This is a genomic window from Providencia sp. 2023EL-00965, assembly GCF_033550225.1.
GTDB lineage: Bacteria > Pseudomonadota > Gammaproteobacteria > Enterobacterales > Enterobacteriaceae > Providencia > Providencia manganoxydans.
Window position 1 is genome coordinate 186,339 of record NZ_JAWUEH010000005.1, and the last position, 25,354, is coordinate 211,692.

The window sequence follows — 25,354 nt, forward strand, 5'->3', positions numbered from 1 at the left end:
TTGAAGTATGACGAGTATCCCCTTTGCTATTTTGGCTCCATACAGGTTGAGCCCCTTGATAAAGACTGTGATAGAAATGAATAATAAAGTTGCTGATGTCATTTACTTCAACGGTTATATTTACACCGCCGATCAACAAGATAGCGTTGTAGATGCCATTGCCGTACAAGATGGCTATATTATCGCGAGTGGTACTTCAGAAGCGTTGCACCAGTATGTTGGGCCAGAAACCGAAAGTATCGATTTAGAAGGCAAAATGATGATGCCTGGCATCATTGATGGCCATATGCACCCATTTTGGGGAGGCATTCAGTTATTTGGTTGCCACCTCAACTATGAGTCCCTCACTATTGATCAAATCTTGCAGCGCGTCCAAGACCATTTAGATAAAGATCCCCGTACAGGAGAAAATGACTGGCTAAAAGTTACTGCATGGCTGCGTCAAGGCATGTTACCTGCGGGTATTGATATGTACCGCGAAGACATGGATAAATTGAAAACTAACCGCCCTGTGGTACTGTTTTCCAATGACTGTCATACACTTCTTGCTAACAGCCGTGCGTTAGAGCTGTTTGGGATCACCAAAGAGACACCTGAGCCACCTGATGGCAAAATTGGTAAATACGATAATGGTGAACTGAATGGTATTTTAGAAGATGCTCCTGCAATGCGTGCAGCTGACAGCATTCCTTCAATCCGTGATGACCAAGCCGTTGAAGTCGCAGAACTGGTGCAAAAAGTGCTTAACCAACAGGGCGTTACCACAGTTATGGATGCACGAGTCTCAGAGCAGCAGCTTGAAGCTTTCGCAGAATTACAACGTCGTGACGAACTCACACTGCGTTTCCAAGCCGCGCGTGAAATCACCCCTGACGATACACCAAATGTGGCTGCCGTCGCTGCTGCTGTTGATAAAGCGGTTGCTTTTGCAAAAAAATGGCACCAAGCAAATTGGACACCCAAGCCAGGCATCGGCCTGCGTAACATAAAAATGTTTGTTGATGGTGTTTTACAGTACCCAACCATGACGGCTTCATTGTTACAACCCTATCGAATCAATCAAGGCACTGACAGTGCGCCAAACTGGGTTGAAACAGATAACTACGGTGATCTCTACTTCACCGCAGAGATCCTTGATGAATTAATGGAAAAAATTGCAGCGGCTGGCTATGACCCACATTTACATACCGTTGGTGAAGGTGCTGTATCCATTGTTCTTGATGCAATTGAAAAAATGCGGGCGGCGCATCCAGAAAAAGATATCCGTCCAGGTTTAGCGCATAACGAATTAGTACATCCAAAGGACTATGAGCGTTTTGCTCGCTTAAAAACAATTGCCTGCTTATCGTTTCAATGGGCAGCTCCAACACCTGAGCTAGCGGCTTTTGAGTGCAATATGTTAGGTGAAGAACGCTTTGAACAACTAGAGCCGATCGCTAAATTTATTGATGCTGGTGCTGTTGTCGCATTTGGTAGCGATTGGCCTATTGATGATTTTGACGAATGGTACGACTTAAAAGTTGCTGCGACGCGTCGTGGCCGTGATATTAATGGTCAACCAGCGCCGCGCTTGGATAATGACCGTGATCTGACCGTGATCGAAGTCTTACGCTCAGCGACTATTGATTCTGCATTTGCCCAACATCGTGAAGACGTCATTGGATCACTCGAAGCAGGTAAATTTGCTGATATGATCGTGCTTGATCGTAATGTGTTTGAGATCCCTGCGGACGATATCGAAAATGTAAAAGTATTACGTACCATTATTGGTGGTAAAACTGTTCATGTAGCTTCATAACTCAGTATTTCCGCTCTAGAATAGAAACGTCATGTTTTAACATGGCGTTTCTTAATAAGAGAAGAATATATCTATATTGTTTAAGTATGAATAAAAACATTCATTGAATGTATTATGTCTAACAAAAAATTAAAACACATCTATTATATTTTCACATTCGTTTTTATCATGATATTCACATGTACTCTAAATAATTCAAGATCTAGCTAGATGACAAGTGAATGAGTCACTAGACGTATATAGAAAACGATGTGACTAGCGTGAGTGAACGTAGTCAACAACGCTGCAACTTGAAGCATGACGAGTATATATGAATTAATTTGCTTCAGTGAATACAGCAACACCTACTGATAAGTTATCACTTACACGAGCCTTATAAGAAAATAGAATGCCATCATGATGAGATGTAAAAGCGTTGGTAGCGCAACATAATTTTTCACAATTTGCATTTGATGACTCATTCAATCTCTCTTGACTATCTTGTGTATTCTCTAAACATGAAATACTTATCGGCAGAGAATTATCACCTAGACAAATCGATTCCGTTGTTCTTTTTTCATTAATTTTTGCAATTTCAACATCTAATTTATTTCCAATAGTCTTGATGTATCCATCAATAATCTTACTCACTTGCCTTAGATTTATAACTAAACGATTTGTTTTAGTAGACAAGTTAAATTCACCCATAAAACCAACCACTTCTGGTTCATCAAGGATCTTTGGTGTATCACCATTACCCATATTTAATTTTAAATCAAAACCTTGCATTAACAATTCCATTTCATCATCAATTTTTGACATTTCAATATTGAATTGTTCTGTTGAATAGTCATCTACATTTGCTAAAATCTTTTCTTTTATATTGAGTAATTCAATCCTCCTATCATTTAACTTCATATTATTTTTCGCATTTTTAATGAAATTTTTCATACGAAAGATATATTCAGAGCTAAATACTAATGGAACCGTACTTATTGATGAAACATATTGAAACTCCCTTGTATTAATCACTTTTTCTAGCTGCTGATTCATTCTGTTATCCATTACGGATATAAATTGTTTTATCTCACTAATTGTATACATTTCAATAGGTTTAAGATCATTAAAGGAATCTGGCATTAGATTACTTTGCATAATATATATCCTTATATGGATTAATTAACATTTTATATATTTAAAATGAAATCAATATTAAAAATTTACATTTAAATAAAATAAATAAAAAAATCAACCTTCTTCATATTCGCAAAAATACAGATAAAACCAAATAATTTCCGAATTAAAAAACCTCATCTTAAATAAGAGTAGTATTTATATTTCCTTTACGGAACAGAGAAATAATTGATTAAATTCAATCAATAAAAACATTATATCTGACTTATGAAATATTTATTTTTATAATACCAACCACCACCAACTTTATATTTTCAATATCCCATCCAGTAGTAACATAACCTTTAATTATATTTTGCTATAAAGCAACTTCGGTAATTATTTATTGCTATACTCTAAATAATTCGAGGTGCAGCTAGGCGACCAGTAAACGAATCGCTAGGAGCATAGAAAACGATGTGACTAGCATGAGTGAACGCAGTCAACAACGCTGCAACTTGAAATATGACGAGTATATACTCACATCCATGTTCCTAATCCATCATTGATAATGAATTCTAGTTTTGGTTGTATGCTTATGCTACCATCGTCTTCAACATTAAACATTTCCTCATTTGATTCAAAACCATTAGTAGCACCTAATAATAAATCAACTAATTCCTGTTTTATTATTCCATTTGTATGATAATCAGCATGTATTTTTTGTAGCTCTTTCAAATTATTCGATACATCCTTAGAAGCTTCGGCATATGCTACTTTGCTCGCTAAATATTTACTTAAATACTCTGAAAGTACTTTGAATTCTACATAATCTTTGAAAGCAATGCCATCACGAACTAGTGTATAAACCCCATCTATGTTTTTTATATGCGTTTGAGCATATGTATCCTGACCATCGAACTTAGTACTGTTAGCTTGCAGCTTGTCAAGGTTAGATATATTCGTTTTTAATTTATCTCCGTAGCTTACGTCTAAAGATATATTGATTAAATTATCTCTAATCATATCAATATCTGATATGATACTTTTCGATTTATTAATGTCATCACTTATGTTAACCATATGATAAATAACAGCACACTTGTTTCTAAAGTTAAAATTTTCAAATAGCTTGACTAGGTCATTTGTTGTAGGAGAAACGGGGGCAAGGGTTTTCAAAGGTACATTACTTACTACATAAACAAGCTTATCTATTTTTACTTTTAACGTTTCGCCCGCCATTAAAAAATCATTTAACGCCTCTCTTAATTTATCGATTGATTTAGTAAAATTATCAAAATGATTAATCCTTTTACTTTCCATATATCATGTTTCCCTTGAATAAATATTAATACACCAATGTAATCTTAACTATATATATCTATAGCTAATCAGACTCAAATAATATCGATTATCCTATAACTAATTTAATACAATAAAAATAAAACAACAAGTCTAGTTTTTCATTTAACTTATAAAGTTATTCCTATAAAAATATTTTTTCGCTTAACAATATAATTGAATCATAAATTAATAAAGACAAATATTTTACATTTATATGCTTATATTTTAAAAATTTAATTAATGTATAGATACTAAATTATAAAAATATTAAAATTTCCCAAAGTTTCATGTCAGGTATATAAATTTATTTATCCTCATGGAAAGCTTGATACCCCCCCATAGAAGACATCACCATTTTATAAATCCCAAAAAATAACTCATAGTAATTGATTCATCTTGCTATCATACGCTCGTTTTTTATTTATCAATATAAACCATAGCAAGAAGAGACATCAAGATAAAGTTGTTCAAGAACTCAGTCGACAAATGGAGTTACTAGATGATTAATAAAGAATATAGCCCACTTATAGTGGGCTATATTTAAAACCACTTATTTTAGAGGTGGTATTTTACTTAAGTATAAATAAATATTTAAATATCAAATAACAGGTACTGCTATTATTGATAATAGATTAATGTCTTTATCATACATGGTCATGTTATTCATATTAGTTTCAAAGCCAACCTCTTTTGTTCCAAAACATGATGCTGCATCAATAACTTGACTTTCGGCTCTAGAAGTTGATTCTATGTCAAATGGTTGTGGAGCTTCCTCTGAAATAGGGTCAGACCAGTATTGTATATCTTCTAAAGTATTCTCTATTCTCTGAGCAAACATCATAGATATAGAAACTAAATTACCAGAAACTAGATCATTAATTAAAGAACTCGAATCGTTAATTAACTTTGGTTCTATATGAGATTTATATAAAGACGAAATTTCAGGAGCAACCTTATTCACAGTATCACTGACTTTACGAAAAGCTGAGAGCAGTTCATGGGTTTTTTGAATTAATTCATGGCGTAATGGTCCTGTGTAATTATGATTCTCTACAGGACCATAAGATTTCTGATTTTCTGCTAATAGCTGTTTTTCTAATGTATAAATATTACCGCTAATATCCCCAAAAATCGGAAGCATTGAATCTAAAACCTCCCTATATGAGAACATAACAGAGTTCATAGAGTCATAAATGTTATCATAACTCTGAGTGGCGTCATTGAATATGTCATTAAGCGTATACAAATAATTATCAATCGATGAATTATTATTATCTTCATCTAATATTTTATTACCTAACTCAATCCATTGATTATAAATCTCTTTCATATGATCAATACTGTATCTAAAAGTATCAACTGAATCCCAAGCTTTCCTCATTACTTGTTCTTCTGAAATAGCATCAATATCATCACTGATAAGTTGAATTACTTTATCATCTAATACTGGTTTGATTTCTTTATTCACCATAGGTTTAATATCCTTATTATTTATAAAATTAATCAATTCATAATAGATAAAAACATCATTATTAAACTAGAGGTTATCAACAATAGTAAAATAATTAACCTCGAGTTCAAACTAATACGGTATAAAGAAAATAACAAACTAATAATTTGTCTAATACTTATAATAATATTTACAAAGTGAATATTAAAACAGCCCACCCCTATTCGGGGCGGCTTAATGGAATAAGGGTTAAAGTATTTTCTCAGTTAAAAACCAACCAGCAATACTTTCACGCTTTTTTTGAGTAGGCAAAACTTCATGAGGAAAGTTTTCGGACATAAACACAATCATCCGTCCAGCCAATGGCTCTAGCCGAAATAGTTCTTGATCTTGTAAATCATACACGACCAACTCCCCACCATCACCTGATTGCCATTCTTCATTTAAATAAATCACAGTGGTGACTTTACGAATGCCTTGTCCTTGGAAATTATCAATATGTTTTTTGTAAAATGCACCGTTAGGGTAACGACAAAAATGGGTTTCAAAATCACGCAGCCCCATATAACACTGACGATTTAACTCTTCACGGATAGTATCCATTTTATCCATATACTGCGTAATAGGCACACCCATTTCAGGTTCTAGCCATACCGTTTGATCACCACGAATGGTTTTATTGCCTTGTAATGACGCTTTATTGCCAATACGCGCATCTTTCAAAGCAATATCCGGGATGCAATCCTTGATTGCCTGACGTTGTTCAGGGGTCACAAAGTCATCCCACACATACCAACCATTGGTGGCGAGAGAATCAATTAAGTTATTTAATGACATGATAAATACGAGAAAGGTTTTTCGGTGTGATTTTATACTTCACTGTGTGGAAAATTCAAAATTAAAAACTTGAATCATGAGGATTAGAATTGCAAATCAATCTAACATTCTAAGCCTTATAAGAAAATAACTAGCTCTTCTATATTCAACGATTTTAACTTAAGTATTGATATCAATTAATTAAAAGTGCTCACTATTACAGTAAGCACTTCATTCTTTTTATAACCTAATAGAGATTGCTTTATAATCAAAAAGAGCTATCAAGCAAACGTAATTCCACCACCACAAGTAGGATTAATCCCACATCTTAATGTTTTACCAGGACAATATCCTACTGGTGAGGATTGTTTTATTTGTTCATCAATTGATGTAATTGAGCCATCAGACTGACTTTCAAAAGCAGACATTTGTTGATTGAGAATATCAGTTTGTTCTAAACCAATATTTGGTTCAGTGAGTTGAGTTTGTGATGCTGTTACTTCAGGGACATTATCATAAAACTTTACAATTGCTATATACTGATCAATACGTTCATTAAATGATGCTATAGAGTCTTGATATAATGCACTTATTTTTGCACCATACTCATTAAACTCTTGAAGTCCAGAGGCAGCCTTACCACCAATTAATTCATTGACTTTTTTATATGGCAGCAACCTATTCACTTCGACTATAATACTATCTTTCAAATTATTTAGTTCAGACTGCATTTTATCTAAACTAATATTACCATTAGAAAATTCAGTAAAGATATTATTTATACTTTCATCTGCCCTCTCCATCGATTTTCTAAATAAATTAACTCTCGCTATTTGTGCAAGGTTAACAATACCCATTTCTTTTTCGGTATTTTTTAGCTCAGTTAATACTGAGTTAGTTTTATTAAGACGAGATGCATATTTTTTATATTTTGCAGAAGATTGGTCTACCCTCTCCATTTTCCAGTTCAAAATACGAATATCACGTTCAGCCCTTCTTATCGTACCCAATATCTCTGACTGCAAAGCTTCCATATTATCATATGGTTCTCTAATTAATTTGATTGTTTCATTTTTAAAGTATGTAATATCTAAACGATTGAATTCAATAGTACTATTTATCATATCCATTCTATTTGTTGTATTCATCTAATTATTCCCTTTATAGACTATATTAATATAATACAATGAGACATATAATGTCACATCAATAAAACAGTAATAAATGCTAATCTAACTTCCGGTTAGATACAAATTTTCATTTTATATTTTTATTTAAAAAACAAGCAAACAAATATATTAATCTGCAAATTAATATATTTAAAATAATAGTTATTATCTTTCAATAAAAATACAAAAAATCACCTTCAACCCCTTGAATAAATAAAAATGTTTTTTAAATATATAATATTATTTATGTGGCCGATATTTGATTTCTATAATCATGTTTTACTTTATAAAAGTAATAGAATAACCTGCCACTATATACTCTAAATAATTAAGATTACAATTAGGCGACAAGTAAGTGAGCCACAGAGGACCTACATAAATAGGGTGCTAGTGTGAATAGACTAAGTCACCATACCTTAACTAAAGGTACGGCAACTTCAAATATGAAGAGTATATAATGACTTACACATTCTCTAGCCGCGCATACGATGCCACCAGCCATTTAATGCCTTGCCCTTGGAAGGCTATCTGCAAACGACAATGTTCGCCACTTCCTTCCAAGTTTATAATCGTACCTTCACCAAATTTAGGATGAACGACACGTTGACCTAATGCATAGCCTGAGTCATTCTGAATGATTGGTGTACCAAGGCGCTGATGATTAACAGGACGTGAAACGGTTGCACGTAAACGGACTTCTTCCACACACTCTGTGGGTAGCTCAGCAATAAAACGAGACGGCCGGTGGTAAACTTCTTTGCCATATAAACGGCGGCTTTCAGCGTATGTGATCGTGAGTTTTTGCATTGCCCGCGTAATCCCCACATAAGCTAAGCGACGCTCTTCTTCTAAACGACCACTTTCATCCATCGACATTTGGCTTGGGAACATGCCTTCTTCCATGCCAACAATAAATACGATTGGGAATTCCAGACCTTTTGCTGAGTGCAGTGTCATTAGCTGAACCGCATCTTGATGCACATCTGCCTGACCATCACCCGATTCTAAGGCCGCATGAGAAAGGAATGCCTGTAATGGCATTAAATCTTGATCTTCGTCTTGATAGCTAAAGTCACGCGTTGCGTTGACAAGCTCTTCCAAGTTTTCGATACGCGCCTGTGCTTTCTCACCTTTTTCTTGTTCATACATTGCGCGCAAACCAGAGTCATTAATTACCCTATCCGCTTGTACATGCAATGGCATTTCTTGCGTTTCTTTGGCTAAAGCATCAACTAGCTCTAAAAAGCGCTCAATCGCAGCTGCCGCACGTCCGCCCAGAACTTGCTCACGCAATAAGTATTCACAACTTTCCCATAGGGTCAGTTGCTGATCTCGGGCGGTTTGGCGCACGGTATCTAAGGTGCGATCGCCGATACCACGCGTTGGTGTGTTGACGACGCGCTCAAAAGAAGCATCATCATTACGGTTAGCAATGAGTCTTAAATACGATAAAGCATCTTTGATCTCTTGGCGTTCGAAGAAGCGTTGCCCGCCATAAATACGGTATGGCATCGCACTCTGAATAAGCGCTTCTTCCAATACCCGTGACTGTGCGTTACTACGATATAACATGGCACAATCTTGCAATGCACCACCATTTTCTTGCCACTGTTTAATACGGCTCACTACGTAGCGTGCTTCATCTAATTCATTGAAGGCACAATAGAGAGAAATTGGCTCACCATCGCCGCCTTCTGTCCATAAATTTTTACCTAACCGATCGCTGTTATTAGCAATCAAGGCGTTAGCCGCCTTCAAGATATTATTGGTTGAGCGATAATTTTGCTCAAGACGAATGGTTTCTGCTCCAGGGAAATCGTTTAAAAAGCGCTGAATATTTTCAACTTGTGCGCCACGCCAACCATAAATTGACTGATCATCATCACCAACGATCATCACTTTGCCTGTTTCACCAGCCAAAACGCGGATCCACGCATACTGAATACTGTTGGTATCCTGAAACTCATCCACTAAGATATTGGTAAAACGTTCGCGATAATGCTGTAAGACATGCGGTTTATTTAACCACAATTCATGAGCTCGTAAGAGTAATTCAGCAAAATCCACCAGCCCAGCACGATCACATGCTTCTTGATAGGCTTGATAGACCTTCAGCCATGTGCTTTCAACTGGATTACCATAGCTTTCAATATGTTGAGGACGCAGCCCCTCATCTTTTTTACCGTTGATGTACCACATGCCTTGACGTGGAGGCCATTGCTTTTCATCGAGATTCATCGCTTTAAGCAAACGACGAATTAAGCGGTATTGGTCATCGCTATCTAAAATTTGAAAATCCTGTGGTAGCCCCGCATCTAAATAATGTTGACGTAATAAACGATGCGCCAGCCCGTGGAAAGTGCCAATCCACATGCCACCTTCGCTTGAACCAATCAATTGATTGATACGATGGCGCATTTCTGCCGCAGCTTTGTTGGTAAAAGTAACCGCCATGATAGAGAACGGCGATGCATGTTCAACGGCCATCAACCAAGCAATTCGGTGAACTAGCACACGTGTTTTTCCGCTCCCTGCACCTGCAAGAACCAAGAGATTAGTACGTGGAGCTGCAACCGCTTCACGCTGTTTATCATTAAGACCTTCGAGCAGATTAGAGACGTCCATAATTACCATCAAAGCAAGACAGTGGTGGTATATTTATACCACCACTGTGTTTATATACAGAAAAATGATTATACCAGTGACAATAAAGAAGCCAACCGACAAATTTCAACATGTGGCAATAAACGCACATCTTTTTCTTCCATCAATGTTCTATTGTCACTGTTGATCCAGCAAGCTTGCATACCGCTACGAATAGCCCCTTCAACATCTGTCAGTAAATTATCGCCAACATGAAGGATAGCGTGCGGCTCTAACTCTAACTTTTGTGCTGCCAACCGATACATATCACAATAAGGTTTCGAACGACCATCGGGACCAGCCTTTAAGACAAATTGGAAATATTGTCCTAGCCCGCATGCATCTGGCTCTGCATTACCATTGGTGATCGCTACCAGCGGTAATTTTTCAGCCAGCTGCGTCAATATTTGGTGAGTTTCCAGAGGAACGTCGATTTGGTTTCGCCAATAAGTAAAATGCGCCATGATGTCATCAGCCCCTTTTTGGGCATCTTCACGGCTATAGCCATAATGGCAAAACATCATTTTCGATGATAACCAACGCCAGCGCGTTATATCATGGCAAATATCAGGCTCTTGATCGGCAACAATATTACGGAATGTATATAAGTCATCATTGGTAAAATGATTAAATCGCAGATCATATTCGCGGACAAAACGTAATACCTCTTCTTCCGTTTTATCAATGACTGGATGGTTATCATATAAAGTATCATCCAAGTCAAAAGTCATCGCTTGGATCGGTGATAACGGTCGGTAAAAATGCATTAGGGTTTCTCCCTTTTTGCTCTGGGATGAGCTACATCATAAACGTTTGCCAGATGCTGAAAATCAAGGTGTGTATAGATTTGTGTTGTGGATAAATTTGCATGACCGAGTAGCTCTTGCACACCGCGTAAATTACCACTTGATTCAAGAATATGTGTTGCAAACGAGTGTCGCAACTTATGGGGGTTGATATGGCTATTCACCCCTTGTTTGATGCCCCACTGTTCAAAACGCTTTTGTACATTACGATTCGAAATACGTTTACCGCTTTGTGTAGAGATAAAGACTGCATCATCTTCTGGATCATACAGTTCACGCATTTCCAGCCAACGTTCTAGCCAGCTGACTGCGGTTTTGCCCATTGGGATCTTACGCTCTTTGCTACCTTTACCCATCACTCGCACTTCACCGGTAGCCATATCCAAATGACGAACATCTAGACCTACCAGTTCAGATAAGCGCAACCCTGCACCATACATCACCTCAAGCATTGTGCGGTCACGAACGACCAACGGATCACCACTTTCCATATTCAGAAGCTGTGACACTTCATCGACATCCATATTCTTTGGTAGCCGTTTTTTGGCTTTGGGGGCATGTACAGACTTAACTGGATTAGCAGGGAGCTCCCCTTGTTGAACCATCCAATCGCAAAAACTACGCAAAGCAGATAAACGTAACGCCATACTTGCCGCCTGTAACCCTGCTCGACGGCTTTTGGCTGCAACATTACGCGCCTTCACCGTATCTAATTGCTGCCACTGCGCCATTTTCATGTCATTAAGCATCTCAACAACGGTAGTTAATTGGCGGCGATAATTAGTAATAGTGACAGGGCTTAGCCGACGCTCAACATGTAAATAGCGTAGAAAGGATTCGACTTGGATCATCAGCCCCTGTGGCTGAGCAGTTAGAGGCGTTCTATCCATCGACATAGTAACCTCGGCAAGATTTGTGCGACTTTCTCTAACATCACTGTGCCCATGCCTGACTGGTAATGGTCACGATCGCGGCTAGTAAAAATAACCATACCTGACTCGCCATGATGCCCAAACAGAGAGACAGCAACTGAACCAACATTTAGTGCATCAGGTAACAAAAGTTGTATTTCTGGGCCATTTAAACGGCCTAAGTAATTGGTTCTATCACCAAAACGTTGAATACGAATAGATTCGAATGCGCTGCGTGATACTACCAGTGCCTGTGCATCCAAAGGGGCAGAAAGCCGCCAGCATTCACTAAATAAACGCACTGAAGCCCCCGATAAGCCTAACCTTTTCGCCCAACGATTGAGCGCTGTGAGCATCCCATTAAGGCTTTCGGCCATCGACATTTCAATCACTAAGTATAAAAGCTCATCAAATAACTGGCCATTTTCATGCGCCTGTTCGACCATAAAACGAATATCTTGTTCCAGTTGTTTGATTTTTAAACGTTGGCGGTTCATTACCGCTTCAGGGAGCGAAATCGCCCCCTGTATAGCATGTGGGATCAAAAGGTGTTCAACGAGCGAAGCATTACGGATAAAAAAATCAGGTTGTTCCTGTAAGTACTGCACCACTTGGCGCTCATCTAATTGATGACAGCTTTCTGATGCAATTTTCGTTTTATCCATCATAACCTCTTAATAACTAAAGCTGTAAAACTCCATCATAGACATGGCTAGTTGGCCCAGTCATATACAACGGTGTACCCGGTCCTTCCCAACTGATATCGAGTGAGCCCCCCGGTAAATCAACTTTAACCCGACTTGCCAACACTCCTTGCTGAATACCAATCGCAACCGCGGCACAAGCGCCACTACCACATGCCTGCGTTTCACCGGCGCCACGTTCATAAACACGTAAACGGATGTGGTTTGCACTCACTACTTCCATAAAACCAACATTGACCCGCTCAGGGAAGCGCTCATGGCTTTCCAATACCGGCCCTAATATTTCGACTTCTGCGGTGTGCACACTTTCAACTTGGATCACACAGTGGGGATTTCCCATTGAAACAACACCACATAACACTGTACGTTCTAGCGCACGAATAATATAAGTTTTTTCCGCTTTAATGGCACGAAATGGCACTTTCTGTGGCTCAAATTCAGGCTCTCCCATGTTGACACACACGTCATCGTTATCATTCACAGTAAGAACCATACGGCCCGCTTGAGTACTCACTTTAATTTTTTGTTTATTGGTGAGCCCTTTAAGACGTACAAAACGAGCAAAACAACGAGCACCATTGCCACATTGAGCAACTTCGCTACCATCTGCATTAAAGATACGATAATGGAAATCTAAGTCGGGATCATAAGGCGCTTCAACCAATAACAATTGGTCGAAACCAACACCTGTATGCCTATCCGCGAGACGGCTGATTAATTCAGGCGAAAAATAGACGTTTTGTGTAACGCCATCTACCACCATAAAATCATTACCTAAGCCATGCATTTTAGAAAATTGCATATTCCGCTCCATCGCAGCAGCTTATTGGGGATTTGATACTGATGTAGGCGATTGTGCCGCCGTACTGTCCGCTGCTTTAGGCTCTACATCTGATGCTTTTGCAGGAGTCGCCTGTTCTTCAGGTGGAAAATAAAGAGGCCCTTTTAAACCGCAGCCTGAAAGTGACAATAAAATAATCAATGCAGATAGCCCAACTAAACTTTTTTTCATGATGTTTCGCCTGTAACACTAACTTTTGACGTCTGAATATAGCTAACAGATTAACAGGTGTGCTTGTGCAAATCACTATTGTTAATCAATTGAAATGCGATTTTCTTCCCTATCCACAATATGATAACCACCTGAAAACGGGTTAATTGACCCTTATCCACATTCGCCTCTATAATTTCTATACTCGTCATACTTCAAATTGCAGCGTTGTTGACTACGTTCACTTGTCGCCTAGCTGCACCTCGAATTATTTAGAGTATATGTAGCAAATTATTTGAGCAAATAGGAATTTAACCGTGAATGACAGTGAATTTCACCAACTTGCAGACACAATGATGGCATCCATTGAAGAGCATTTGGATAACTATGATGGCGACGCTGATATTGATTGCGAGACAAATGGCGGTGTAATGACGCTCAGTTTCGAAGATGGCAGTAAAATCATTATCAACAGACAAGAACCTTTCCATCAAATATGGCTAGCGACCAAGCAAGGTGGTTACCATTATGATTATAAAGATAATAATTGGGTCTGTGACCGTTCAGGAGGGCTATTTACGGACATGTTAGCGCAAGCCATCGCCTTTCAAAGCGGTGAACCGTTCACCTTTTAACTATTAATAGTAGTGCGCTTGATGTTGAGGTGATGGCTCAATCGATTTTACATCCACTAAGTCATCATCCTTTTCGATATCAAAAGGCCAAGTTCCCCCTGAAAAGGGTATCACTTGGTTTTTGCCTTGCTGGTTCACAATTTGGTAGAACTGAGGCAAGTTAAAGTTGATAAAATTAGCGCCATAAGTAAAGCGGTCATGAGACGATGAGTAAAAACGGCTAACATCCCGCACCAGCTCTTCTTTTGAACCTTCGCAATGTGAATATATTTCAACGCGATTCGCTTCATCTAACACATAAATATTGAACCCTGTGTTATCCGCTGTATTTTCAAAGAAAAACTGTACGATCCCCTCACTTGCATAACCATCAACGACAGCAGGTAAGTGGTGCTCTTCTTTTGCATTCAGTTTCACAGGCCAGCCATGCAGTTTGTTATGAGAAATCGCCCCATAAAACTCAACCGCATTTTCTAATTTCTGTACCGAGACGTTTAAACGCTCAAAGAACAGACCCCATGTTTGCCCTGCAATGCGTAATGCCTTAAAGCGCCCAGGGTCGTGACGATTACTGGATAAACGTAACTCAATACATTCGGAAACCAATTGTTGTACCCGAGTTCTGACTAAGCCACGTAAGTGCTCGCTATAACAAAATACTTCAACCGCATCGGGTGGCGCGGCGTCCTGATGCATCTTACCTAGAATGGTTTTTAATGCCTCCAACATACATTGCTCGCCGCTAAAATGCAGCGTTCTCACTTCATTCCATGAGTTACGATACAAAAGATCGATACTGCCAATTAAGCAACGTTGGTCTTCACCAAAACTAAAGACGTCCAACTTTCTGAAGTCAAAATGGACAACTTGATCAGAATAGATTTGGGTTGGATCATTCTCTAAATTAACAATGATCGCCAAATGACGAATTTCACAAGGGCTATATAAGGCTTTTGGCGTTGGTGCAGGTAAACGGATTGGGAAATGCCCTGATACATCGTGCATTAACTCAAGCAATTTTTTCTCATCACATTGAGATTTGCCATGATGCATATACACTTGGGTATTTTCAGTTAACAACCCATTAAAATACGCCCAAGCAACCAATTTGTTTAAGTAACGGTTATATTCTAACGGCTGATGACCAATAATCGTTTCGATATGCGGTGCTTGGTTATAAAGATACCAACCGCTACGATTAGCACGACCCGCTGGCACATAAATAAAGGTAAGATGTTGCTCGCTCAGATCCGGTGTTATTTGGGGATTCACTAAGGTTACTTTACCCGGCAAGGCCTCAAATGCAGCATATAACTTACGGGTCAACACCCCAATATCTTGTGGGCTAGCGCTGACACTTAAATTATTACGACGAGCAAAACGAATTAAATTACGATAACTTTGCATCATCGTATCGAGTAACTCATTATGCGCTTCACGAACTCGTTCAATCTTCCATTGGTTACGTGAATCCAGCATTGCTAAGCGTTCTGCTCCCCAGCCCCATGATTCTACTAATTGAGAAAGCACATCACGACGCCAGCCCGAGCAGGTGTTTGCATCATCATCTTCAGAGAGTTTTTCACAGACTTTAAGATAAAAACAGCGACGAATTAAATCTAGGCGGGTGGTATCATTGATTTCAATTAAATAACGGGTAACGCGCTCTAACATTAAACAATAGGAATCTAAACCGTAACAGACGATCTCACCTGCATGTAAATGGCGCTTAAATTCTAAAGCCAACAACTTACCTTTCGGATAATCCCATGAATAAGATTCGAGCAATAAGCTTTTCAAAACGGCTTTATACGGTGAGTCGACACTTTTATACAGTTGCCATAAACTCGCCCCGAAATATTCTGCTGCGGAGAGTTCGCCCAAGCCACCAAGGTCGAGCCACTCATTAGGTGTTAATACACCCTGAGCATAAAGTGCCATGACATATTCATCATAGTGTTGCTCTTCTTCAACCGGTACCATGGCCCACAGCAATCTTTTACCTGCCATACGTACCGCGGTACGGTAAAATTCATCAAGTAATAAGATGTGCTGCGTTGAACCGCAATCTTCACCGCCAATATGACCACTGGCATGATGACGAAAACGATTTTCATCAATTAAAAAAACAGTGACATCAATGCCTAATGAGGCCGCCCACTGTTCTATTAGGGTGCACTTTTTCTGTAATAAGCGTTTTTCTTCATGATCCAGCCATGCAGGGTGGCAGACCCAAATATCAATATCTGAGCATTGGCTTTGCCCTACTGAGGAAGTACTTCCCATCGAGTAAATACCTGTAATAGGTAATTCACCATTCGCTTTATCTGCTTGTGAAAGATATTTTTCAAATTGAGATAACCAAACTTGCTGGTCATTATCAGGGGTAAAGAAACAAACGCCGTGAGGAACATTACCTTCTATATAGCCAGGTATCATTGGGTGATGATAATGAAACAAGACAGGCAGCAGGCTATAAACCTTACAAAAGGTTTCACTCATTGACGCTGTTGCGCGATCTAACCGAAGTTGGTTTATCGCATCAAGTCTCTGTTTTAAAGTTTCAATATAGAGATACAAGGGATACGCCTGGCTTGAATGACTAAACGACACATCTGGGAAACCCCAGCACCCACTAGCAATAGATAGAGATATATTTAAATTTTTTTTCAAATGAATTGTTGGAAACGTGATCAATTTAACACCTTGGCGCAAAAGGGTAAAGTAGATCACATAATTTTCTCTGTGTATTTTTGATACAAATTAATTTTCAACATATTGTATAAAAAGACTTTTTATTTTTTATACCCTGAAAATATCCCTTGTTTATCAATGGAATAATAACAAATTACTTCCAGACTCAAAAAAGGCGCTTATTGCACTCATTATAGACGTAATTCGCATTGCACCTAAGCTTGCACGCTTCACCATAAAACGGTCATAGCATGATCTTTTTTTACTCACAAAATAGCACAATTAGCTAAATTAATTTTAGCGACCTACTCTGTTTTTGATGATTTTACCTCTCATTCATTCCTCATAAAAAGATGCTATCTATCAATAATCGTCTCAATGATTAGCAAGCTTTAACGGTGTTAACTGGAAAACTAGGCGCTAAAATGTTAAAACTAGGAATAATTGTATGGTTAATCTATGGCATTGAATGCCTGAGAAAGCAGCGAAATGACAGCAACGAATATCGTCCGTATTGCGACACGTAAAAGCCCTTTAGCCATGTGGCAAGCTCACTTTGTCAAAGAAAAGCTAGAGCAACTCCATCCAGGTTTACAGGTTGAACTGGTGCCTATGGTGACTAAAGGCGATATCATTTTAGACACTCCGTTAGCAAAAGTCGGCGGTAAAGGCCTTTTCGTTAAAGAGCTCGAATTAGCATTACTTGAAAAACGTGCAGATATTGCGGTGCACTCAATGAAAGATGTCCCGGTTGAGTTCCCTGAAGGGCTCGGATTAGTCACCATTTGTGAACGTGAAGATCCCCGTGATGCATTTGTTTCAAACCACTTTGCTAACCTTGACGCACTCCCTGCTGGGAGTATCGTCGGGACTTCCAGTCTACGCCGTCAATGTCAAATCAGAGAGTTACGCCCTGATCTGATTATCCGTGATCTGCGTGGCAACGTTGGAACTCGTCTTTCAAAATTGGATAACGGCGAATATGATGCCATCATATTGGCTGTTGCAGGTTTAAAGCGCTTAGGTTTAGAAGACAGAATTCGTACTGCTCTTACACCTGAACAATCACTACCTGCCGTTGGCCAAGGAGCAGTCGGTATTGAGTGCCGTTTAGATGACCAATACACTCGTAGCCTGTTGGAAAAACTCAATCACCAGAACACTTCAGTATGTGTTCTTGCTGAACGTGCGATGAATATGCGTCTTGAAGGGGGCTGCCAAGTTCCTATCGGTAGCTACGCGATTTGGCAAGCAGATCAAATTTGGTTACGTGCTCTCGTCGGTGCCCCAGATGGTAGCCAAGTTGTTCGAGGAGAACGTTTAATTGCCCCTGAACAAGCAACGCAGGCAGGTATTTCACTTGCCGAAGAGCTGCTCGATAAAGGCGCTCGTGAAATTCTAGCCAAAGTGTATGCAGGAAATGCACCTGAATGAGAGTACTCATCACTCGGCCCGAGCCATCAGGCGCAGAACTGATCGCCGCCATTCATGCAAAAGGGGGCGAAGCCTTTGCTGCCCCCCTCATTGAAATTGGACCGGGGGCTGAGCTTGATGTATTAGGATCAAGGCTTCATCAGCTCGATGAAAACGATTTAGTGTTTCTTTTATCTAAAAATGCGGTCTGGTATGCAGATTTAACCCTTAAGCGCGCGGGACTCAACTGGTCAGATAAGTTATCCTATTATGGTATTGGCCGCTCAACAGGCCAATATTTTGAAGAAATCACAGGGTCGACTATTCGTTGGCCTGAACATGGCGAAACGAGCGAAGCACTGCTCAGCCTTCCTGAATTACAGTTTCTTGAAGGTAAACGAGCCCTATTATTACGAGGCAATGGCGGAAGAGAGCTACTTGCTTCGACACTAAGGTCTCGCGGCGCACAAGTTGAGTATTGTGAATGTTATACCAGATACCCTGTGAAATACGATAAAGCAGAGTTTAATCAAAAATGGGTTAACGCCGACATTACCGATATTGTGATTAGTAGTGGTCAAATGTTAGCCTTACTAAATGAATTAATTGCTGAGAATACAAAAGAGTGGTGGTTTAAGCGCCGCTTATTGGTTGTCAGCGAACGGATTGCAGACCAAGCTCGCCAAGATGGCTGGCAAAAGGTCTGTGTGGCAAATAGCGCAGATAATAATGCTTTATTGGAAGCATTAATTTCAACCGACATGGGATGCTAATTATGACGGAACAAGATAAATCCACCGAGGCGGTTAATCATGAAACGGTAGCGGATACACCAAAAAACCGCCAAACAACACCGTCTTCGGAAAAAAAACGTTCAGGTCTCATCGGTAGTGCTATCGCTATCGCTATTATCATTGCTATTGGTGGTGGTATCTATTACTTCACTCAACAAAGCAATGCTCAACTTGTTAATGAAAACAATGAATTGAAGCAACAGTTAAGTGATTTAGCTGAACAACAAAAAGCAGATAGGCAGCGTTTGGACTCATTGATTGCCTCACAGTCAGAAATTAAATCACGCGCTACTGAATATGAAGCTCAGCTTAATCGCCGTATGCAAGAGCTGCAAGCGCATGTCAATGCCCTGTCCAGCTCTGATGTCAAAAATTGGTTATTAGCCCAAGCAGACTTCATGGTCAAAATGGCAGGTAGAAAACTGTGGAATGATCACGATCCTGTTACTGCGGCTGTTTTACTGAAAAGTGCAGATTCCAGCCTCGCTGAAATGAACGATCCAAGTCTACTCGACATTCGTAAAGCGATCGGTAATGACATCGCGAGCCTAGCAGCAATCAATCAAGTCGACTACGACGGTATTATTTTACGTTTAAATCAACTCAGTAATGAAGTCGACAATTTACGCCTAGATGATATCAATAGTGGTGACGCTAAGGTTGATGATGAGGAAGTTTCTAGTGATATCGCCGATTGGAAAGATAATTTAGCCCGCAGTTGGAAAAGTTTTACCAACGACTTTATTACAGTCCGTGCCCGTGATGGTTCAGAGGCTCCGCTACTCGCACCGAATCAAGATATCTACCTACGTGAAAATATTCGCTCACAACTACTGATCGCCGCACAAGCAGTACCGCGCTATCAAGAAGAGACCTATAAACAATCTCTGGAGCAAGTTTCAACATGGGTTCGCGCCTATTTTGATGTGAATGCACCGGCCACCAAAGCCTTCTTAACCGAAGTTGACGAGCTGATAAACCAGCCAATTGATGCAGAAATGCCTGACGCGTTGGAAAGCCAACCGAAATTGGAAAAGGTGATGCAAGCACGGGTGCGTAACTTACTATCACAGTCTGATGAAAATACATCAACGCCTGTCGCTGAAGCACCCGCTCAAGCGACTGAAAATGAAACGCCGCCCGCCGAGCCTGAAGCTAAACCAGAAGCTCAACCCGCGGAAACAACAACCAATGAGCAGAAGGGGTAACTATGATTAAGATACTCATACTGTTTATCGTTCTCATTGCTGGCGTTATTTTAGGGCCACTATTAGCTGGACACCAAGGTTATGTTTTTATTCGTACAGATAATTACGACATTACCACGAGTGTGACTAGCCTAGTATTGTGCTTTATTTTACTGCAATTTATTTTGCTGTTCCTTGGCTGGTGCTATCGCCGTTTCATGAGCACAACCTCAAGAACTAAAGGCTGGGTCAGTGGTCGTAAATACCACAAAGCACATTCACAAACACAAAAAGCATTTCTCAAACTGGCTGAAGGTGACTTCGATCAGGTTGAAAAGCTGATGAGTAAGCATGCTGACTTCTCCCAGCAACCTGTGATCAACTACCTGCTGGCTGCTGAAGCTGCGCAACAACGTGGCGATGAGCATCGTACCCATCAATACCTCAATAGAGCCGCAGAAGTTGCAGGAAGCGATCAACTTCCTGTTGATATCACTCGTGTTCGTATCCAATTAGCAGAAGATGAAGTGTATGCGGCACGCACAGGTATTGATAAGCTACTTGATCAAGCTCCTAGACACCCTGAAGTTTTACGCCTTGCAGAACAAGCTTATCTACGCTCAGGTGCCTATCAAGCACTGATTGAGTTATTGCCTGTAATGGCCAAGGTGCAACTGCACAATGAAGATGAACTAGAAGCCTTAAAACTCAAAGCCTACAAAGGATTAATGAATCAATGTATCGCGGAGAATGGCAGTGAAGGGTTAAAAAATTGGTGGAAGATGCAACCACGCAAAGTTCGCCATGAAACTGCTTTACAGTCTTTCTTAGCTGAACATCTGATTGAATGTGACGATATGGCAAGCGCCGAAAAAATCATTATTGATGGCTTGAAACAACAATATGATGAACGTCTACTGCTCTTGGCACCAAGACTACGTACTGATAAACCTGAATCACTAGAGAAGGTATTAAAACACCTGATTAAACAATCAGGTGCGACACCTCTATTAAACAGTACGATGGGGCAAATAGCGCTACAACATGCGCAATGGGAGTCTGCGGAAGCATATTTTAAAGCGGCGCTGGCTCAACGTTTCGATGCCCATGATGCAGCTTGGTTAGCGGATGCATTAGACAAGCTTCATAAGGCTGAAGATGCTGCCAAAATCCGCCAAGAGGCGTTATTGCATTCGTTGAAGCAAGATCGCTCTTAACTCCACCAATAAAAATTGATTTTGTTATATTGAAAACTCCATTTTAATCGTGGAGTTTTTTTTTCGCTTATCATTTATCGTTATCAACACGACTAAATGACTCACTTTTTAAATTATAAAAAATAACAATTACTGCCATTAATAATTCAAAAAAAGAATAATTAACTCAATAATGATTTTACCTGTTTATTTTTAATAACAATACTTTGTTGTCTAGCTTCAAACAAAACCGCTCTAACTCTGTAATATAATATTCACATAGTGTATAAATAATAATATATGCATTAACTAGGATCAGGATTTCTATATGAATGTAATTAAAACTATTTGGCGTTGGATAATTTCCACACCAAATCGCCTGCAAGTATTTTTCGATCTACTATTGTTGATTTGTTCTCCCTTTGTTTTTATCAGTATTATAGGTTTTAACACTGTTGACCTAAACAAAGACGTTTTCATCATTACATTCATTATTCTTTGCTACGCCTACATCACTCGCTGGTTCAGCAAATGGTTTTGTAGTAGAAACCGTTAATGAATAGGAAACCTCTTCATGCACTATTGAAGAGGTTGATTAAAGAATTAAATATTGCGAGCTGTCGCTAGGAGCATACAAAAGTATGTGACTGGCACGAATGAGTAGTCACCATACCTTAACGAAAGGCGCTGCAACTTGAAGTATGACGAGTATACAGACGAAAAAAAACACCTGCCAATACTAGCAGGTGTGTAAATATACAATCAGGTCTACAGACAGATGGTGCCTCACTCAACGTTACGTCCATGGGTTGATGAGAAGAGGATTAGCTCTTGTTCATCTAAATTGGACAATAGGCACCAGTAATCGGCTTGCGTCATTCCTTGGTTTATGAAGCATTGCTATCATAAGAAGTGGAATGAGCATCTACACAATAAATAATGCAGGATGCGTGCCAACTTTTTTAAAAGTGCTATTCCGCTTTATCTACCCACAGTTACTCTGAAAATACACGTCTCTCGCGCTGTTCACATCGTTTTTTACCACCACATCTTTGCTATATGTGAGATGATTTCTGATCACCCTAATTTTCTTTAGCAAAGCTGTCTCAATTAAGAGACATCAAAAATAACTTAAAAAATTATTCTTATAAATCATACAGTAAAATGTCTCCATTTAGAGACACCAATATAGTAATTTGTATCTATTTTACGACACAAACCAATCACACCACCAAATTACAAATAAAAACAAGCAATTAATAGCCTTTCATTATAAATTGAGTATCCTTAAAGCTACCTTCCCCTCCCTCTTAGGATCATCATTTATCACCACCCGATAAGGCAGGTTATGCAGGTTGGGTTAGTTAATTTGATTTGATTTGATTTGATTTGATTTGATTATTGTAAAAGGGTTTTAACTGAAGAAACAACACTGGCTATACTCTAAACAAGTCGAGTTGTAGCTAGGCGGCAAGGCGAAGATATCTCGATGAGCATACATAAGTATGTGATTTGGGTAGCAGAGGCAGCCACCATACTTAATGAAAAGTGCTACGGATCGAAGTGTGATGAGCAAAGCGGGGATAGCAAGAAGCCCGTCTTAACAGACGGGCTTCTTTAAATTTGGTCGGCGAGAGAGGATTCGAACCTCCGACCCACTGGTCCCAAACCAGTTGCGCTACCAAGCTGCGCTACTCGCCGAAATTGTTACTGCTTTACTCTTACTGACTGCATCTTTTCGTGGTGCGAAAGGGGGGACTTGAACCCCCACGTCCTGAGGACACTAACACCTGAAGCTAGCGCGTCTACCAATTCCGCCACCCTCGCAATGTCACAAAAAAATGGGGTGGCTAATGGGACTCGAACCCACGACAACTGGAATCACAATCCAGGGCTCTACCAACTGAGCTATAGCCACCATAACTTCACTTTATTCAAAGTGTTGCTATCATACTACATACAACTTTGTTTTGCCAACCGTAGCAGCACGCTAATTAAATGGCGCGCCCGACAGGATTCGAACCTGAGACCTCTGCCTCCGGAGGGCAGCGCTCTATCCAGCTGAGCTACGGGCGCTTAACGCCGTTGCGGGTGTGGATAGTACGGATTTAATCACTCTCTGTCTAGTCCTTTTTTAAATAAAAATATCGATTGCTTGCCTTTTGTTCATTTCGTCGATAAAGAGAGCATATTTCCTCTCTTTATCACGAAAATGTTAAATAACTAACCTTATTTTGAGTGGTTTATACTTTGACTTCCACCACGGTTAATGGCGCGGATCAGAAAATAAAGTGCAGAGACCGCCAATAAAAATATCGCACCGACAATCAAAGATAAACGCGTATCGGGGTTAATTGCCATCCCGATAATCACACAAGCTAAAAACAGCAAAGTCGCATAATTCACCCAAGGAAATAGGATTGATTTGAATGGGTGCTCAGCAAGCTTGTCTTTGTTCTGCTGACGAAAACGTAATTGACTCGTCAAAATCACGATCCAAGGCACCATACCGGGTAACACGCTAGCACTATAGACATAAACAAACACTTTCTCAGGATTCGGGATAATATAATTCAGACTCGAACCTGCCAATAGACAGAGAATAGTAAAGCCAACACAGCGTGCAGGAACCCCACTACGCGTCAGTTTTAATAGTGATTGAGGCAACTGCTTATTATGCGCTAAAGCGTATAGCATACGCCCTCCGCTATACATTCCGCTATTACAGCCCGACAGTGCAGCAGTCAATACCACAAAGTTAATCACCGCAGCCGCAGAGACAATACCGACTTTTGCAAAGGTCAGTACAAATGGGCTACCTTGTTGACCCACTTCCGTCCACGGAAACAACGTCACCACAATAAAAATTGCCCCGACGTAGAAAATCAATATTCGCCATAAAATATTATTAATGGCTTTTTTTAATGTTACCTGTGGATTTTTCGCCTCGCCAGCTGTGATACCGACTAGCTCAACACCTTGATAGGATGCAACGACGATACACAAAGCAAATAAAAAGCCCTTCCAGCCACCAGCAAAGAAACCACCGTGCTCGGTGAGATTTCCAAGGCCAATTGGTTCAAAGTTATTACCGATACCAAAGAAAATCAGGCTCAAACCAATCAAAATCATCACTACAATCGTGGTGACTTTGATCATCGCAAACCAAAACTCGAGTTCGCCATATAGCCTTACCGCAGCAAGATTCGCTAAAGCGACAGAAGCCACTGCTATCAAAGCAAATACCCATTGCGGGATATCAGGGAACCAATATTCTGCATAGACGCCGATGGCAGTGATCTCCGAAATCCCCACGGCAACCCACATAAACCAATAGCCCCATGCGGTTAAGCAGCCCCAAAAAGGACTTAAATATTTATAGCCAAACGAAGCAAAGGAGCCTGTAACCGGCTCAACATAAAGCATTTCGCCCATTGAGCGCATAATAAAAAATACAAAGATCCCAGCAATAATATAAGCCAATAAAACCGACGGCCCTGCCCATTTTAATGTACTCGCTGAGCCCATAAATAGACCAACGCCGATCGTTCCACCAAGAGCGATTAGCTCAATATGACGAGCCTCTAGCCCACGCTGAAGTCCTTGTTTAGAACTCTCCATAAATTCCCCTGTCGTTACTTTAAAAATCAATTATGACTTATATATACTCCAAATAATTCGAGTTGCAGTTAGGCGACAAGTGAAGATAGT

General features: G+C 39.7%; 19 protein-coding genes and 4 tRNA genes. 6 read left to right on the plus strand and 17 right to left on the minus strand.

Translation table 11 applies throughout. The features are described from left to right. Positions 1–76: 76 nt before the first annotated feature. On the plus strand, positions 77–1,798 hold the full coding sequence (locus SC428_RS09060; protein ID WP_318707188.1) for an amidohydrolase: 1,722 nt from the start codon (positions 77–79) through the stop codon (positions 1,796–1,798). A 315-nt stretch (positions 1,799–2,113) separates the two neighbouring features. Here the strand turns inward: SC428_RS09060 and SC428_RS09065 are convergent, their stop codons facing one another. From SC428_RS09065 to lptM, 11 genes are all read right to left on the minus strand, one after another. Continuing rightward, positions 2,114–2,932, minus strand: coding sequence for a hypothetical protein (locus SC428_RS09065; RefSeq protein ID WP_318707190.1), 819 nt, complete (start codon positions 2,930–2,932; stop codon positions 2,114–2,116). A 498-nt stretch (positions 2,933–3,430) separates the two neighbouring features. Next, positions 3,431–4,213: a hypothetical protein gene (locus SC428_RS09070; protein ID WP_318707192.1), complete on the minus strand. Its 783-nt coding sequence runs from the start codon at positions 4,211–4,213 to the stop codon at positions 3,431–3,433. Between the two features lie 619 nt (positions 4,214–4,832). After that, positions 4,833–5,705, minus strand: a complete 873-nt coding sequence (locus tag SC428_RS09075; RefSeq protein WP_318707194.1) for a hypothetical protein — start codon at positions 5,703–5,705, stop codon at positions 4,833–4,835. 228 nt (positions 5,706–5,933) lie between these two features. Further along, on the minus strand, positions 5,934–6,521 hold the full coding sequence (locus SC428_RS09080; protein WP_070927835.1) for a 2OG-Fe(II) oxygenase: 588 nt from the start codon (positions 6,519–6,521) through the stop codon (positions 5,934–5,936). A 260-nt stretch (positions 6,522–6,781) separates the two neighbouring features. Continuing rightward, positions 6,782–7,648 carry a hypothetical protein gene (locus SC428_RS09085; RefSeq protein WP_318707197.1) on the minus strand — a complete coding sequence of 289 codons (867 nt, stop codon included), beginning with the start codon at positions 7,646–7,648 and terminating at the stop codon, positions 6,782–6,784. Positions 7,649–8,131: 483 nt separating this feature from the next. Further along, on the minus strand, positions 8,132–10,294 hold the full coding sequence (uvrD, locus tag SC428_RS09090) for a DNA helicase II (RefSeq protein WP_283126635.1): 2,163 nt from the start codon (positions 10,292–10,294) through the stop codon (positions 8,132–8,134). A gap of 68 nt (positions 10,295–10,362) precedes the next feature. Further along, complete coding sequence (yigB, locus tag SC428_RS09095) at positions 10,363–11,079, minus strand: 5-amino-6-(5-phospho-D-ribitylamino)uracil phosphatase YigB (RefSeq protein WP_070927838.1); 717 nt, start codon at positions 11,077–11,079, stop codon at positions 10,363–10,365. Next, positions 11,079–12,008 (minus strand): tyrosine recombinase XerC, encoded by a 930-nt coding sequence (xerC, locus tag SC428_RS09100; protein ID WP_140187573.1) that lies wholly within the window; start codon positions 12,006–12,008, stop codon positions 11,079–11,081. Before xerC ends, yigB begins: the two co-directional genes overlap by 1 nt. Next, a complete protein-coding gene (locus tag SC428_RS09105; RefSeq protein WP_070927840.1) occupies positions 11,990–12,694 on the minus strand; it encodes a DUF484 domain-containing protein in 705 nt (234 codons plus the stop codon). The genes xerC and SC428_RS09105 overlap by 19 nt, the downstream gene beginning before the upstream one ends. A 16-nt stretch (positions 12,695–12,710) precedes the next feature. Beyond that, complete coding sequence (gene dapF / locus SC428_RS09110; protein WP_070927841.1) at positions 12,711–13,535, minus strand: diaminopimelate epimerase; 825 nt, start codon at positions 13,533–13,535, stop codon at positions 12,711–12,713. Positions 13,536–13,556: 21 nt separating this feature from the next. After that, a complete protein-coding gene (gene lptM, locus SC428_RS09115) occupies positions 13,557–13,745 on the minus strand; it encodes an LPS translocon maturation chaperone LptM (RefSeq protein WP_070927843.1) in 189 nt (62 codons plus the stop codon). A gap of 296 nt (positions 13,746–14,041) precedes the next feature. On the opposite strand from lptM, the gene cyaY reads away from it, so the two are divergent. Further along, the gene (gene cyaY, locus SC428_RS09120) at positions 14,042–14,359 is read left to right on the plus strand and encodes an iron donor protein CyaY (RefSeq protein ID WP_070927845.1); all 318 of its coding nucleotides are present in this window, start codon (positions 14,042–14,044) and stop codon (positions 14,357–14,359) included. A gap of 3 nt (positions 14,360–14,362) precedes the next feature. Here cyaY and SC428_RS09125 read toward each other — a convergent pair whose 3' ends face one another. Next, complete coding sequence (locus tag SC428_RS09125; RefSeq protein ID WP_070927846.1) at positions 14,363–16,939, minus strand: class I adenylate cyclase; 2,577 nt, start codon at positions 16,937–16,939, stop codon at positions 14,363–14,365. 603 nt (positions 16,940–17,542) lie between these two features. Here SC428_RS09125 and hemC point away from each other — a divergent pair. From hemC to hemY, 4 genes are read left to right on the plus strand one after another with little or no spacing between them, the layout of a single operon-like run. Next, positions 17,543–18,487 (plus strand): hydroxymethylbilane synthase, encoded by a 945-nt coding sequence (gene hemC, locus SC428_RS09130; protein ID WP_318707207.1) that lies wholly within the window; start codon positions 17,543–17,545, stop codon positions 18,485–18,487. After that, positions 18,484–19,239, plus strand: coding sequence for a uroporphyrinogen-III synthase (locus tag SC428_RS09135; protein ID WP_070927850.1), 756 nt, complete (start codon positions 18,484–18,486; stop codon positions 19,237–19,239). The genes hemC and SC428_RS09135 overlap by 4 nt, the downstream gene beginning before the upstream one ends. 2 nt (positions 19,240–19,241) lie before the next feature. Further along, on the plus strand, positions 19,242–20,468 hold the full coding sequence (gene hemX, locus SC428_RS09140) for a uroporphyrinogen-III C-methyltransferase (RefSeq protein WP_070927852.1): 1,227 nt from the start codon (positions 19,242–19,244) through the stop codon (positions 20,466–20,468). 2 nt (positions 20,469–20,470) lie between these two features. Beyond that, positions 20,471–21,664 carry a protoheme IX biogenesis protein HemY gene (gene hemY, locus SC428_RS09145; RefSeq protein WP_070927854.1) on the plus strand — a complete coding sequence of 398 codons (1,194 nt, stop codon included), beginning with the start codon at positions 20,471–20,473 and terminating at the stop codon, positions 21,662–21,664. A gap of 1,603 nt (positions 21,665–23,267) precedes the next feature. Here hemY and SC428_RS09150 read toward each other — a convergent pair. The 5 genes from SC428_RS09150 to thrP all read right to left on the minus strand — a co-directional run bounded on the left by SC428_RS09150 (position 23,268) and on the right by thrP (position 25,264). Then, positions 23,268–23,344, minus strand: a tRNA-Pro gene (locus tag SC428_RS09150). Between the two features lie 40 nt (positions 23,345–23,384). Further along, positions 23,385–23,470 (minus strand) — tRNA-Leu (locus SC428_RS09155). Between the two features lie 15 nt (positions 23,471–23,485). Beyond that, positions 23,486–23,561: transfer RNA gene (locus SC428_RS09160), tRNA-His, on the minus strand. Positions 23,562–23,642: 81 nt separating this feature from the next. Then, positions 23,643–23,719: transfer RNA gene (locus tag SC428_RS09165), tRNA-Arg, on the minus strand. A gap of 153 nt (positions 23,720–23,872) precedes the next feature. Next, entirely contained in the window at positions 23,873–25,264 is a 1,392-nt protein-coding gene (gene thrP / locus SC428_RS09170) for a bifunctional threonine/serine APC transporter ThrP (protein WP_140182119.1), read from the minus strand. Positions 25,265–25,354: the final 90 nt, after the last annotated feature.